Below are 12,525 nucleotides of genomic sequence, written 5' to 3' on the forward strand. Positions count from 1 at the left end.
GCGTCATTCCGGGATGGTCCGAAGGACCAGACCGCAGGCGTGCAATTGCACCCCGGGGAATCTCGAGATTCCGGGTTCGATGCTTACGCATCGCCCCGGAATGACATTGTATCACTCCGCCGCAGCGTTCCGTTTCACCCGATATCGCCCCGCCGGATGCGTCGCATCGAGCCTGGCGCGCCCCGCGCCGAATAGCTTCTCCCGCAAGGTGCCCTTGGCATACTCCCGCTTGTAGCGGCCGCGCTTGACGAGCTCCGGCACCAGCATGTCGGCGATATCCTCGAAGTCGCCGGGCGAGATCGCAAACGCGACATTGAGACCGTCGACGTCGGTGTCCTCGAACCATTGCTCGATCTTGTCGGCGACCTGCTCGGGCGAGCCGACCACCACGGGGCCGGCGCCGCCGATGCCGACATGCTCGGCGACCTCGCGCACGGTCCAGACCCGATCGGGGTCGGCGCGGGTGACGTTGTCCATCGCGGAGCGGCCGGCGTCGTTCTGCACGTGCCGGACCTCTTGATCGAGTGAATAGGTCGAGAAGTCGACGCCGGTCCAGCCCGACATCAGTGCCAGCGCGCCCTCATGGCTGATATGGCTGCGGTACTCCGCATACTTCGCCTTGGCTTCGGCTTCGGTCGGTGCCACGACGACGCACATCATCGAGAACATCAGGATCTCGGCCGCGTTGCGGCCTTTCTCGGCGGCGAGTTCGCGGATCGCCGATACCCGCGGGCCAATCACCTTGGCTGACGGCCCCGACATGAACACGCATTCGGCGTGCTCCGCGGCGAACTGCCGGCCGCGCGGCGAGGTGCCGGCCTGGTAGAGCACCGGCGTGCGCTGCGGCGACGGCTCCGACAGATGGATCGCGTTGAGGCGGTAGTTGTTGCCTTCGTGCTGCACGCGATGCACCTTCTTTGGATCCGTGAAGATGCCGCGCGCAACGTCGCGGATCGCGGCGTCGTCCTCCCAGCTGCCTTCCCAGAGCTTGTAGACCAGCTCCATATACTCGTCGGCGAGCTCGTAGCGGTCGTCATGCGCGGTCTGCTTGTCCTTGCCGGCGCCGCGCGCCGCGGAATCGAGATAGCCGGTCACCACGTTCCAACCGACCCGGCCGCCGGTGAGGTGATCGAGCGTCGACATCCGCCGCGCGAACGGGTAGGGCGGCTCGAACGAGAGGTTGCTGGTGACGCCGAAGCCGAGATTTTCGGTCACCGCGGCCATCGCCGGGATCAGCATCAACGGCTCGTTGGCCGGGGTCTGCGCCGCGTTGCGCAGCGCCGCATCCGGATTGCCCGCATAGACGTCGTAGACGCCGAGCACGTCGGCGAGGAACAGGCCGTCGAACCGGCCGCGCTCCAGCGTCTTCGCCAGATCGGTCCAGTAGGACAGCTTGTTGTAGTCTTTGGTGCGGTCGCGCGGATGGGTCCACAGCCCCGGCGACTGATGCGCCACGCAGTTCATGGCAAAGGCGTTGAGCCGGATTTGCTTTGACATTGTCGAAACCTTGGTCGAAACCTTGAGCGCTGCTTCGAATGCTGCCCGGTCGGATGCCGGGCGTCCCGCATCAACTTTGTTGCGACTTCCCACGTTTTGGCAAGGCCCCCTTCGCGATTCACACCCTTCCGGTGGCGGGCCGATCCCGATAGGTTGCCGGCCTTGAGATGCATGATCGGGGCGCAAAGCGTCGCGTTCCGGTGGGGTCATGCCAAGACGCGACCGGACGAAGGAACAATCATGGCGACACGGGCCGACGCAATCGCTAACGTGCGAGAGCATTTTCAATCGGGACAGTTCCTGAAGGAGCTCGACCGCAGGGTCAGCTACCAGACCGAGAGCCTGAATGCCGACAAGGCCGATGCGCTGCGCGCCTATCTGGTCGAGAATTTGCAGCCCGCCTTCGCCGAGCTCGATTTCAAGACCCGGCTGATCGAATCGCCGACCGGCCGCGGGCCCTATCTGATCGCCGACTATCAGGAGGATGCGGCGCGGCCGACCGTGCTGACCTACGGCCATGGCGACGTCGTCGACGGCATGGTCGGCGAATGGCGCGACGGGCTCAATCCCTGGCAGACCACGGTCAAGGGCGACCGCGTCTACGGCCGCGGCACCGCCGACAACAAGGGCCAGCATTCGATCAACATGGCCGCGCTGCGCGCGGTGAAGCAGGCGCGCGGCGGCAAGCTCGGCTTCAACGCGAAGTTCATCATCGAGACCGGCGAGGAGATCGGCTCGCCCGATCTGCGCGAGGTCTGCGAGGCGCATCGCGAGGAGCTGAAGGCCGACCTGTTCATTGCTTCCGACGGGCCGCGGCTGTCGGCGGAACGGCCGACCATCTTCCTCGGCTGCCGCGGCGGTAACCGCATCCATCTCGACGTCAATCTGCGCGAGGGTGGCAACCATTCCGGCAATTGGGGCGGCGTGCTGGCCAATCCGGCGACGATTTTGGTCAACGCGATCGCGAGCCTGGTCGACGGCAAGGGCCGCATGAAGCTCGATATCCTGAAACCGCCGCCGATCTCGAACCGCGTCCGCGCCGCGCTCGCCGACGTCGAGATCAAGCCGACGGCGGACGAGCCGGCGCTGGCGGAAGACTGGGGCGAGGAGGGCCTGACCGCGGCCGAGCGGCTCTACGCCTGGAACACGCTGGAAGTGCTGGCGATGTCGTCAGGCAATATCGACAAGCCCGCCAATGCAATTCCGGGCAAGGCGAATGCGGTGCTGCAGCTCCGCTTCGTCGTGGGCACGAAGTATCTCGAAGTGATCGATGGGGTGCGCGACTATCTGCACAAGAACGGCTTTCCGATGGTCGAGGTCTCCGGCGCGCAACGCTTCGGCGCCTCGCGCACCGACATGGACAGCCCGTGGATCGAGTGGGCGGCGAATTCGATCCGCACCACCACCGGCAAGGCGCCGGCGGTGCTGCCGAACTTCGGCGGCTCGCTGCCGAACGACGTGTTCTCCGAGGGCCTCGGACTGCCGACGATCTGGGTGCCGCATTCCTACCCGGGCTGCTCGCAGCATGCGCCCGACGAGCACATCCTGCTGCCGGTGACCGAGGAGGCGCTGACCATCATGGCCGGCCTGTTCTGGGATCTCGGCGAGGCGCAGCTTAAGGGTTGAAGGACGGGCTCGCTTTTTCCCCGTCATCCTGAGGTGCGAGCGGAGCGAGCCTCGAAGGATGAATCGGCTACCAGCGGGGGGCCGTGCATCCTTCGAGGCTCGCAAGAGCTCGCACCTCCAGCGACAAAGGCAAAGCCTTTGCGCGGGGATGACGGGGATATATGGATGCCCGGCAAGGCCGGGCATGACGAGCGGAGAACTGGCGCCGGACGCCAGCAAGGAAAACGGAATGACTTTATCAACGCCGGCTGACGCGCAGCACACGGCCGCCACCACCAAGAAAAACATCACCCGCCTGATCGTCGCGACCTCGGTCGGCAATGCGCTCGAATGGTACGACATCTCGGTCTACGCCTATTTCGCAGTCTACCTCTCCAAGGCGTTCTTCCCGGCCAATGATCCGACCACATCGCTGCTGCTGACCTTCGGCAGCTTCGGCCTGTCGTTCCTGATCCGCCCGATCGGCGGCATCGTGCTCGGCGCCTATGCCGACCGTCACGGCCGCAAGGCCTCGCTGATGCTGTCGATCGTGCTGATGACGTTGGGCACGCTGGTGCTGGCCTTGATGCCGACCTATCAGACGATTGGCATCCTGGCGCCGATCGCGGTGATGCTGGCGCGGCTGGTGCAGGGCTTCTCGGCCGGCGGCGAGTTCGGCTCCTCGACCGCGTTCCTGGTCGAGCACATGCCGGAGCGGCGCGGTTTCGTGGCGAGCTGGCAGTTCGCAAGCCAGGGCGTCAGTGGCCTGCTCGGGGCCGGCTTCGGCGCGCTGCTGACGTCGCTGATGAGTCCCGAGGATTTGCAATCCTGGGGCTGGCGGCTGCCGTTCCTGTTCGGCGTGCTGATCGGCCCGGTCGGCATCTACATCCGCAACCATGTCGACGATGCGACGCCGCCGCCGGCGGCCGGGAAGCAGGACTCGCCGGTGCGGGAAGTGTTCGCGCGGCAGAAGCTCGCCACTGTGCTGGCGGTCGGTGCGCTCGCGGTGTCGACCGCGGTCAACTATCTGATCGTCTACATGCCGACCTATGTGGTGAAGACGCTGAACCTCGCGCCGTCGGTCGGCTTCATCGCTGCATTCGCCGCGCAGACGGCGGTCGCGCTGCTGGCGCCGATCGCAGGCCTCGCCTCCGACAAGATCGGGCGCACCACGCACATGATCCTGTTTGCGCTGCTGCTCCTGGTCTCGATCTTCCCGGCCTTCCTGCTGCTCACCGGCAAGCCGACGCCGACCATCATCCTGATTGGCGTGCTGTGGCTCGGTGTCCTCAAGTCGCTGTATTACGGGCCGCTCGCCGCGCTGATGTCGGAACTGTTTCCGGCGGCGACACGTGCGACCGGGCTCGGCCTCAGCTACAATATCGGCGTCACATTGTTCGGCGGCATGGGACCGGCGATCATGACGTGGATGGGCGGGTTCGCGCCGATCGGCGAGCTCGCACCGGGCTACTACCTCACCGGCGTCTGCTTGCTCAGCCTGTGGGCGCTGTTCACCATCCGCCGGCTGCGGTTAGCTTGATTTCGTGAAGCGAAATTCAAATATCCTTGTTGCTGCAGAGCAGCGTAGATAGTCACAATCAAAGTTTCATCTGACGAAAGTATACGATGTCCGGCGCGCGCCATCCGTTTTAGGATGATGTCCGCCGGGCACGGCCATTCGTCGTGCCTGGTTCGGGATTTGGATTTGAAGGCAAGGAAGACCAAGGCATGAACGCCTCTACGACTGCGACCGCACGGACCAGCCGCAAGAGGCCACCGCCGGAGCCGGGCCAACCCGACAAGTTCAACGCGATCCAGAAGGTCTGCGCGATCCTGCGCGTGCTGGCGCAGCGCTCGCCGCTGCGGCTTACCGACATCGCCGAAACCACCTCGCTGAACAAGGCGACCGCGCTCCGCATCCTCAACTCGCTGATCGAGGAAGGTTTCGTCAGCCGGGTCGCCGGCGCCAAGACCTATGAGCTTGGCCAGGAGGCACGGGTGATGGCGGTCGGCGCGCGCCGCTCGGTCGACATCGCCGAACTTGCGCAGCCGAGCCTGTTGCGGCTGTCGGAGCGCTCCGCGGATACGGCGCTGTTGTCGGTTCGCTCCGGGGTCGAGGCGCTGTATCTCGCGCGCTCGGTCGGCAGCCATCCGCTGCAGCCGAATTATCTGCAGATCGGCAGCCGCCGTCCGCTCGGCGTCGGCGCAGGCGCGCTGGCGCTCTTGGTCTGGCTGCCGGACGCCGAGATCGAGGCTGTGATCGAGGTGATCGTGCCGCGGCTGGCGAAATCGCCGCGCATCACGCCAAAATTCCTGCGCGAACGGATCGCCGTGGCGCGCAAGGCCGGCCACACCGTGCTGCTCGACGCCGCATTCCCCGGCATGGGCGGCGTCGGCGTTCCCGTTCGCGACGACGCCGGCGAGGTGGTCGCCGCGCTCTCGATCGGCGCGGCATCCGACCGCATTCGCCGCCGCGAAAGCGAACTCGCCGACATGCTGAAGAAGGAAGCCCAGGTGCTGGCTCGCGCGATGGCCCAGGCGCCGAAGAACGGGCGTAGCGTCAAGGCGGGGTGAAATGGTGCCGCGCTCTTCTTCACCTCTCCCCGCGTGCGGGTGAGGGGGAGGCTCCGCAAATGCCACTGTCAGCACGTATGTGGCAGCAGCCCCTCACCCCAACCCTCTCCCCGTAACAACGGGGCAAGGGGGCGCAGTGCCGATGCGGTCGCCCGTCAACCCAATCCAGCCCGGGCCTCAAGCCCCCTCGTCCAGCGCCACCAGCTCGCGCTTCCTGCGCAGCGACGGCAGCAGCGGGCCGACCAGCAGCACCAGCGCGAAGGCGAGGCAGATCGCCGAGATCGGCCGTTCCACGAAGGTCATGAGATCGCCCTGCGAGAGGATCAGCGACTTGCGCAGATTGTTCTCCAGCATGGGCCCGAGCACGAAGGCCAGCACCAGCGGCGCCGGCTCGTAGCCGAGCTTGCGCATGAAATAGCCGATCACGCCGAACGCGATCATGACATGGACGTCGAACACGTTGTTGCCGGAGCAGTAGACGCCGATGATCGTGAACAGGATGATCAGCGGGAACAGCACATTGTAGGGCAGCCGCAGCAGCTGCACCCACATCCCGATCATCGGCAGATTGAGCACGAGCAGCATCAGATTGCCGATATACATGCTGGCGACGATGCCCCAGAACAGCGTCGGGTTCTGCGAGATCATCAAGGGTCCCGGCTGCAGGCCGTGGATCACGAAGGCGCCGAGCAGCAGCGCCATCACGACGTTCGGTGGGATGCCGAGCGTCATCAGCGGAATGAAGGCGCCGCCGGCCGCGGAATTATTGGCCGATTCCGGCCCCGCCACACCCTCGATCGCGCCATGGCCGAACCGCTCCGGATGCTTCGAGAGCCGCTTTTCCAGTGCATAGGACGCAAACGACGCCACCACGGCGCCGCCGCCGGGCAGGATGCCGAGGAAGAAGCCGAGCACGGTGCCGCGCGCCACCGGCCCGCTGCTGGCTTTCCAGTCCTCCTTGCTCGGCAGCAGTTGGGTGATCCTGGTCTTGATGATGTCGCGCTTGATCGCCTGCTCGGTGTTGAGCAGCACCTCGGCGACGCCGAACAGGCCCATCACGACGGGCACGAGGCCGATGCCGTCGATCAGCTCGATGCGGCCGAAAGTCAGCCGCGGCTGCGCGGTGATGCTGTCGAGCCCGACCAGGCCGAGCACGACGCCAATGCAGGCCATCAGCAGCGCCTTGGCCATCGAGCCCTGGGTGAGGAAGGTCAGCACGACGAGGCCGAGCACCATCAGGCTGAAATATTCGGCCGGGCCGAACGCGATCGCGACGCTGGCGAGCGAGGGCGCCACCAGCATCAGGGCGACCAGCGAGAAGGTGCCGGCGATGAACGAGCCGAACGCGGAGATGCCGAGCGCGGGGCCGGCGCGTCCTTGCTTGGCCATCTGGTGGCCGTCGATGCAGGTGACGACGGAGGCGGCTTCGCCGGGGATGTTGACCAGGATGGACGTGGTCGAGCCGCCATACATCGAGCCGTAGTAGATGCCGGCCATCATGATGATGCCGGACTCCGGCGTGCCTGAAAGCGTCACCGGCAGCAGCAGCGACATTGCCGAGATCGGGCCGATGCCGGGCAGCACGCCGACCAGCGTGCCGATGAAGACGCCGATGAAGCAATAGATCAAATTGACCGGCTGCAGCGCGACGCCGAGGCCGTGGGCGACGTTGATGAGAGTATCCATGGGCGATCAACCGATCTCGAAGATGCCGCTCGGCAACTGGATCGCGAGCAGGTGCTTCAGCACCCACCACATCCCGAGCGGGGCAAGGATTGACAGCGGGATCGCCAGCGACCAGCGCACCGGATCGATCACGCGGAGCAGCAACAGCATCAGCGGGATCGCCGACAGCAGGAAGCCAAGCGGCTCCAGCGCAAAGGCGAACGCGGCGAGGCAGACGATGACCAGGACCGGCTTGCCCCAGCGCGCATTCTCCCAGCGCGAGGCGAAGGTCGGGCCACCCTCGGTGACCGCCGCGACAATGATCGAGATCGCGAACACGCACATCAGGATGCCGGTGTAGAACAGCACGTAGCCGGAGCCGGGATCGTTGATGGTGCCGAGCTTGAGCTTCAGCCCCGACCAGATCACGAAGCCGCCGAGCGCGAGCCCGATCAGCCCGCCCCACAGCTCGGAGTTGTTGTGACGGAGTTTGACGTTGGTGTTGTTGTTCATCGGAGCGCTTTCGGAAATCCCTCGTGCCGTCACGCTGTCAAGCGGAGCGCCGACCCATCCCCGTCATTGCGAGCGAAGCGAAGCAATCCATTTCACCGCGCGTACGGAGAGATGGATTGCTTCGTCGCTTCGCTCCTCGCAATGACGGAAAACGATGGTGAGAATTGTTGGCAGCGCTACTTCTTCGCCAGCCCGAGCGTGTCGATCACCTTGCGCTCGGACTCGGTGACCTCGACCACGAATTTCTTGTAGTCCTCGGTGTTCTTGTAGTTCGGCACCATGTCGTATTTGGCCAGGGTCGCGATCACGGCCGGGTCCTCGATCGCCTTCTTGAAGGCGTCGTGCAGCTTGGCGACGATCTTGGGATCCATGCCCTTGGGGCCGGCAATGCCGAACGGCGAGTCATAGATCATGGGATAGCCGAGCTCCTTGAGCGTCGGCACATCGGGATAGTTCGGCGAGCGCGTGCCGGTCCACACCATCAGCAGGCGGAGCTTGCCGGCGTCGACCAGCGGCCGCCAGCCGGTGGAATCGGCCTGCAGCATGGTGTGCTGGCCGAGCACCGCGGCGTTGGTCTCGGCGCCGCCCTTGAACGGCACCTGGGTCAGCTTGATCCCGCCGGCCATGAGGGCGATCTGCTCCATGCCGATATGCAGCGAGGTGCCGGTGCCCGGCGTCGCATAGGTCACCTTGCCGGGATTCTTCTTGGCGAAGTCGACCACGTCCTGCCAGGTCTTGAACTGCGACTCCGCATTGGTGGTGACGCCGAAGGTGTAGCCGGTGAGGTGGACGATGTAGGAGAAATCCTTCGCCGGATCCCACGACACCTCCTGCATCAAGGGCAGGCGGAACACGGTGATCGGAATCTGCGCGATGGTGTAGCCGTCGGGCTTGGCGCCGGCCGCCATGGTCGCGGGGCCCACGGTGCCGCCGCCGCCCGCCTTGTTGTCGACCGCGATTGGCTGGCCGAGCACCTTGGAGGCGCTCTCGGCGATCGCGCGCATCGAGATATCGGTCGAGCCGCCCGCCGGCCAAGGCACGATCAGCGTAATCGGCTTGGTCGGATAATCCTGCGCCTGCGCCGCTGTTGACAGCAGCATGCCGGCGGCGGCGAGCAGGACCATCAAGGAATTGCGGTGCGACATCTCGATCTCTCCCGTGTAGCCGCGTTCGATCGCGGCCGCGTCTTGTTCGGTGTTGGCAATGATCGTCCCTGTCGTCGCAGGGACGTAAGAGCGCATTGGACAGAACAGGGCGGGCAACGGAAGAGCGAAGGCGCCGACTGCGACAATTGGCCTGCCGCGACACGGCGCGACCTGCCGAGCCGCGGAATTCAATCGGTCTTTGGTCTGACGGAGTGGCAGTTCCTGGCAGCATGCGGGGAGGGCACGCCGCCCCGCGCCCTGACCCGCAAGCGGCGTTTGGTCAAGCGAATAATCCAGGGAACCCAAGTGCATCCGAGGGCATCGTCGTCTTGCGGGATCGTGCCCTTCCGGTCATCATGGGGCATCCGCCGCAGGAAAACTTCCCCGACAGATGACGTTATCGCCCGACGCCACCGACGACGCTGTGACGACGGCGTTTGCCGGCATTCCCGCATTGCTCGACCAGGCGCCGCTCTTGGTCTCGCGCGGGCGGCTGCTCGATTGCGACTGCCTGCTCGGCCCGATGGCGCGGCCGTTTCACGCCGCGATCCGGGCCGGCCGCATCGTCGAGCTCGTGCCCTCGCCGGTCCTGATGCGCTCGTGGCGCTTTGCCTATCGCGCGACGCCGCAGGCCTGGGCCGCCTATTGGCAGGCCGAGCCGAAACCCGGCTGGCACGATCTGCTGGCGCTGACCAAGCGCGGCGAGGCGGTGCTGGAAGGCGATCTGCATCCCTTCATGGCGCACCTGCAATACTTCAAGGACCTGCTGGCGCTGCCGCGGCAGCATTTTGCGGCGGCCCTATCATGAGCGGCACGATCATGAACGGCCATATCGAGCCGATGGTCGGCCGCTACGTTCACGTCGAGATCGGCGGCGAGCTGCACCGGATCTATTTCGAGGAGAATGGCAAGGGCATTCCGCTGGTCTGCCTGCACACCGCGGGATCAGACGCGCGGCAGTGGCGGCATCTGCTCGCAGATAGCGCGTTTGCCGAAAATTTCCGCGTCATTGCCTTCGATATGCCCTGGCATGGCAAGTCGAATCCGCCGAAAAGCTGGACCGGCGATGAATACCAACTCACCACCGACAGCTACACCGAGACCATCCGCGCCTTCTGCCGTGCATTGGGGCTGGAGAAGCCTGTCGTGATGGGCTGCTCGATCGGCGGCCGAATCGTGCTCAACCTTGCGATCGAACATGCCGCCGAGTTTCGCGCGCTGATCGGGCTGGAGGCCGCCGATTTCCAGGCGCCGTGGTATGACACCGACTGGCTCAATCGGGCGGACGTTCACGGCGGCGAGGTCTGTGCCGCGCTGGTGTCGGGGCTGATTGCGCCGCAAAGCCCGGCGCCTGCGCGAATGGAAACGCTGTGGGCCTACAAGCAGGGTGGTCCCGGAGTGTTCAAGGGCGACCTTCATTTCTACCGTGTCGACGGCGACCTCCGCGGCCGGGTCGCGTCAATCGATACTAAAGTATGCAAGCTCTATCTCCTCACGGGCGAGTATGATTTCTCCTGCACGCCCGAGGACACGAGGCGGACGGCAGCGGCCATAGCGGGCGCCAGCGTCACGATCATGGAAAAGCTCGGTCATTTTCCGATGAGCGAGAATCCGGAGCAGTTTCGCCGCTATATCGCACCCGTCCTCGCCGACATTCTCACGCAGTAAATCGCCGTTTCCACCAAGGAGTAGACGTATGACACGCAAATATCTCATCGGCCTCGCGCTCGCCGCCGCGCTCGGCGCGAGCCAGGCGCAGGCCGAGGAGCTGACCGGAACGCTGAAGAACATCAAGGACACCGGCGCGATCACGCTCGGCTTTCGCGATTCATCGATCCCGTTCTCCTATCTCGACGACAACCAGAAGCCCGTCGGCTATGCGATGGACATCTGCTACAAGATCGTCGATGCCATCAAGAAGGAGCTGAAGCTCGACAAGCTCGAGGTCAAGCTCAACCCGGTGACCTCGGCGACGCGTATTCCGCTGATGGCCAACGGCACCGTCGACCTCGAATGCGGCTCGACCACCAATAATGCCGAGCGCCAGAAGCAGGTCTGGTTCACCAACACCCACTTCCTGACTGCCAGCCGCTACGTCTTCAAGAAGTCGAGCGGGCTGAAGTCGATCGACGACCTCAAGGGCAAGACGGTGGTCTCGACCGCCGGCACTACCAACATCAAGCAGCTCACCGAAGCCAATGTCGCGCGCGGCCTCGGCGCCAACATCATCCCGGCCAAGGATCACGCCGAAGCCTTCCTGATGGTCGAGACAGACCGCGCGGTCGCCTTCGTGATGGACGACATCCTGCTCGCGAGCCTCGTCGCCGGCTCGAAGTCGCCGGGCGACTACGTGATCTCCAAGGATGCGTTCTCCAAGCCGGAGCCCTACGGCATCATGCTGCGCAAGGATGATGCGCCGTTCAAGAAGGTCGTCGACGCCGCCACGGCCGCGCTCTACACCAGCGGCGAGGGCGAAAAGATCTACGACAAGTGGTTCATGCAGAAGATTCCGCCGAAGGGCCTGAACCTCAACGTGCCGCTCGGACCGGAGTTGAAGCACGAGTTCGCCAAGCCGTCGGACTCGCCGGATCCGGATAGCTACAAGTAAGCTGCCCGGGCCTCATGGTTCGAGACGGCGCAATGCGCCTCCCCACCATGAGGGACCGGAGAACTAAGCGTGTCCGGCCATTTTTGGAGGAAAATGGCCGGACATTTGCATATAGTCGGTGCATCGCGTTTGGATGCGCATACGTTGCCGTCAAGCCTGATCGGCGCGATAGCGCGGGGGACCCGTGAACTACAATTGGAACTGGCACATCTTTCTCGAGCCGAACCCGATGGGGACCGGCACCTATCTCGACCTGTTGCTGGCGGGACTGGTGGTCACCATCAAGGTGTCGGTGCTCGCCTGGATCATCGCGCTGGTCTCCGGCACGCTGATCGGCGTGCTGCGCACGCTGCCGTCGCGGACGGCGTCGTGGATCGGCTTCTGCTGGGTCGAGTTCTTCCGTAACATGCCGCTGCTGGTGCAGCTTTTCCTGTGGTTCTTCGTGCTGCCCGAGCTGCTGCCGAGATCGGCCGGGCTGTGGCTGAAGCAATTGCCGAACGCGCCGTTCTGGACGGCTGCGATCGGCGTCGGCCTCTTCATGTCGGCGCGCGTCGCCGTGCAATTGCAGGCCGGCATCGGCTCGTTGCCGCGCGGGCAGAAGCAGGCGTCGACCGCGCTCGGCCTCACCACGGTGCAGACCTATCGCTACGTGCTGCTGCCGATGGCGTTCCGCATCATCCTGCCGCCGTTGACCTCCGAATTCCTCAACACCATCAAGAACAGCGCGGTCGCCATCACCATCGGCCTGATCGAATTGACCGGCGAGGCGCGCTCGATGCAGGAGTTCTCGTTCCAGGTGTTCGAGGCGTTCACCGCGGCAACCGTGCTCTATCTTCTCCTCAATTTCGTCGTGGTCACCGCGATGCGCCTGCTCGAGCGCTATGTCGCGATCCCCGGCTACATCACGGGCAAATGACG

General features: G+C 64.8%; 11 protein-coding genes. 7 read left to right on the forward strand and 4 right to left on the reverse strand.

Features of this window, described 5'->3' with window-relative positions; all coding sequences use genetic code 11:
* Positions 1 to 111 precede the first annotated feature (111 nt).
* Positions 112 to 1,497 (reverse strand): LLM class flavin-dependent oxidoreductase, encoded by a 1,386-nt coding sequence (locus HAP47_RS08430; protein WP_173638647.1) that lies wholly within the window; start codon positions 1,495 to 1,497, stop codon positions 112 to 114.
* Between the two features lie 240 nt (positions 1,498 to 1,737).
* On the opposite strand from HAP47_RS08430, the gene HAP47_RS08435 reads away from it, so the two are divergent.
* The 3 genes from HAP47_RS08435 to HAP47_RS08445 all read left to right on the forward strand — a co-directional run bounded on the left by HAP47_RS08435 (position 1,738) and on the right by HAP47_RS08445 (position 5,676).
* Positions 1,738 to 3,123 carry a M20 family metallopeptidase gene (locus HAP47_RS08435; protein WP_173638646.1) on the forward strand — a complete coding sequence of 462 codons (1,386 nt, stop codon included), beginning with the start codon at positions 1,738 to 1,740 and terminating at the stop codon, positions 3,121 to 3,123.
* Between the two features lie 229 nt (positions 3,124 to 3,352).
* Positions 3,353 to 4,642, forward strand: coding sequence for an MFS transporter (locus tag HAP47_RS08440; protein ID WP_173638645.1), 1,290 nt, complete (start codon positions 3,353 to 3,355; stop codon positions 4,640 to 4,642).
* Positions 4,643 to 4,830: 188 nt separating this feature from the next.
* A complete protein-coding gene (locus HAP47_RS08445) occupies positions 4,831 to 5,676 on the forward strand; it encodes an IclR family transcriptional regulator (protein WP_173638644.1) in 846 nt (281 codons plus the stop codon).
* Between the two features lie 177 nt (positions 5,677 to 5,853).
* Here the strand turns inward: HAP47_RS08445 and HAP47_RS08450 are convergent, their stop codons facing one another.
* The 3 genes from HAP47_RS08450 to HAP47_RS08460 all read right to left on the reverse strand — a co-directional run bounded on the left by HAP47_RS08450 (position 5,854) and on the right by HAP47_RS08460 (position 8,999).
* Positions 5,854 to 7,362 (reverse strand): tripartite tricarboxylate transporter permease, encoded by a 1,509-nt coding sequence (locus tag HAP47_RS08450; protein WP_173638643.1) that lies wholly within the window; start codon positions 7,360 to 7,362, stop codon positions 5,854 to 5,856.
* A gap of 6 nt (positions 7,363 to 7,368) precedes the next feature.
* Positions 7,369 to 7,854 carry a tripartite tricarboxylate transporter TctB family protein gene (locus HAP47_RS08455; protein ID WP_173638642.1) on the reverse strand — a complete coding sequence of 162 codons (486 nt, stop codon included), beginning with the start codon at positions 7,852 to 7,854 and terminating at the stop codon, positions 7,369 to 7,371.
* Positions 7,855 to 8,030: 176 nt separating this feature from the next.
* Positions 8,031 to 8,999 (reverse strand): Bug family tripartite tricarboxylate transporter substrate binding protein, encoded by a 969-nt coding sequence (locus tag HAP47_RS08460; RefSeq protein ID WP_173640593.1) that lies wholly within the window; start codon positions 8,997 to 8,999, stop codon positions 8,031 to 8,033.
* A 391-nt stretch (positions 9,000 to 9,390) separates the two neighbouring features.
* On the opposite strand from HAP47_RS08460, the gene HAP47_RS08465 reads away from it, so the two are divergent.
* The 4 genes from HAP47_RS08465 to HAP47_RS08480 all read left to right on the forward strand — a co-directional run bounded on the left by HAP47_RS08465 (position 9,391) and on the right by HAP47_RS08480 (position 12,523).
* Positions 9,391 to 9,807, forward strand: coding sequence for a hypothetical protein (locus HAP47_RS08465; protein ID WP_173638641.1), 417 nt, complete (start codon positions 9,391 to 9,393; stop codon positions 9,805 to 9,807).
* A complete protein-coding gene (locus tag HAP47_RS08470; protein WP_210285246.1) occupies positions 9,804 to 10,667 on the forward strand; it encodes an alpha/beta fold hydrolase in 864 nt (287 codons plus the stop codon). Before HAP47_RS08465 ends, HAP47_RS08470 begins: the two co-directional genes overlap by 4 nt.
* 28 nt (positions 10,668 to 10,695) lie before the next feature.
* Positions 10,696 to 11,607, forward strand: coding sequence for an amino acid ABC transporter substrate-binding protein (locus HAP47_RS08475; protein WP_173638640.1), 912 nt, complete (start codon positions 10,696 to 10,698; stop codon positions 11,605 to 11,607).
* Between the two features lie 184 nt (positions 11,608 to 11,791).
* A complete protein-coding gene (locus HAP47_RS08480; RefSeq protein ID WP_173638639.1) occupies positions 11,792 to 12,523 on the forward strand; it encodes an amino acid ABC transporter permease in 732 nt (243 codons plus the stop codon).
* Positions 12,524 to 12,525: the final 2 nt, after the last annotated feature.

This window comes from Bradyrhizobium sp. 41S5, from assembly GCF_011516665.3.
Classification (GTDB): Bacteria; Pseudomonadota; Alphaproteobacteria; order Rhizobiales; family Xanthobacteraceae; genus Bradyrhizobium; species Bradyrhizobium quebecense.

Coding starts and splice junctions, on each gene's coding strand:
- HAP47_RS08430 (WP_173638647.1), bottom strand. CDS start 1,497: ATGTCAAAGCAAATCCGGCTCAACGCCTTTGCCATGAACTGCGTGGCG.
- HAP47_RS08435 (WP_173638646.1), top strand. CDS start 1,738: ATGGCGACACGGGCCGACGCAATCGCTAACGTGCGAGAGCATTTTCAA.
- HAP47_RS08440 (WP_173638645.1), top strand. CDS start 3,353: ATGACTTTATCAACGCCGGCTGACGCGCAGCACACGGCCGCCACCACC.
- HAP47_RS08445 (WP_173638644.1), top strand. CDS start 4,831: ATGAACGCCTCTACGACTGCGACCGCACGGACCAGCCGCAAGAGGCCA.
- HAP47_RS08450 (WP_173638643.1), bottom strand. CDS start 7,362: ATGGATACTCTCATCAACGTCGCCCACGGCCTCGGCGTCGCGCTGCAG.
- HAP47_RS08455 (WP_173638642.1), bottom strand. CDS start 7,854: ATGAACAACAACACCAACGTCAAACTCCGTCACAACAACTCCGAGCTG.
- HAP47_RS08460 (WP_173640593.1), bottom strand. CDS start 8,999: ATGTCGCACCGCAATTCCTTGATGGTCCTGCTCGCCGCCGCCGGCATG.
- HAP47_RS08465 (WP_173638641.1), top strand. CDS start 9,391: ATGACGTTATCGCCCGACGCCACCGACGACGCTGTGACGACGGCGTTT.
- HAP47_RS08470 (WP_210285246.1), top strand. CDS start 9,804: ATGAGCGGCACGATCATGAACGGCCATATCGAGCCGATGGTCGGCCGC.
- HAP47_RS08475 (WP_173638640.1), top strand. CDS start 10,696: ATGACACGCAAATATCTCATCGGCCTCGCGCTCGCCGCCGCGCTCGGC.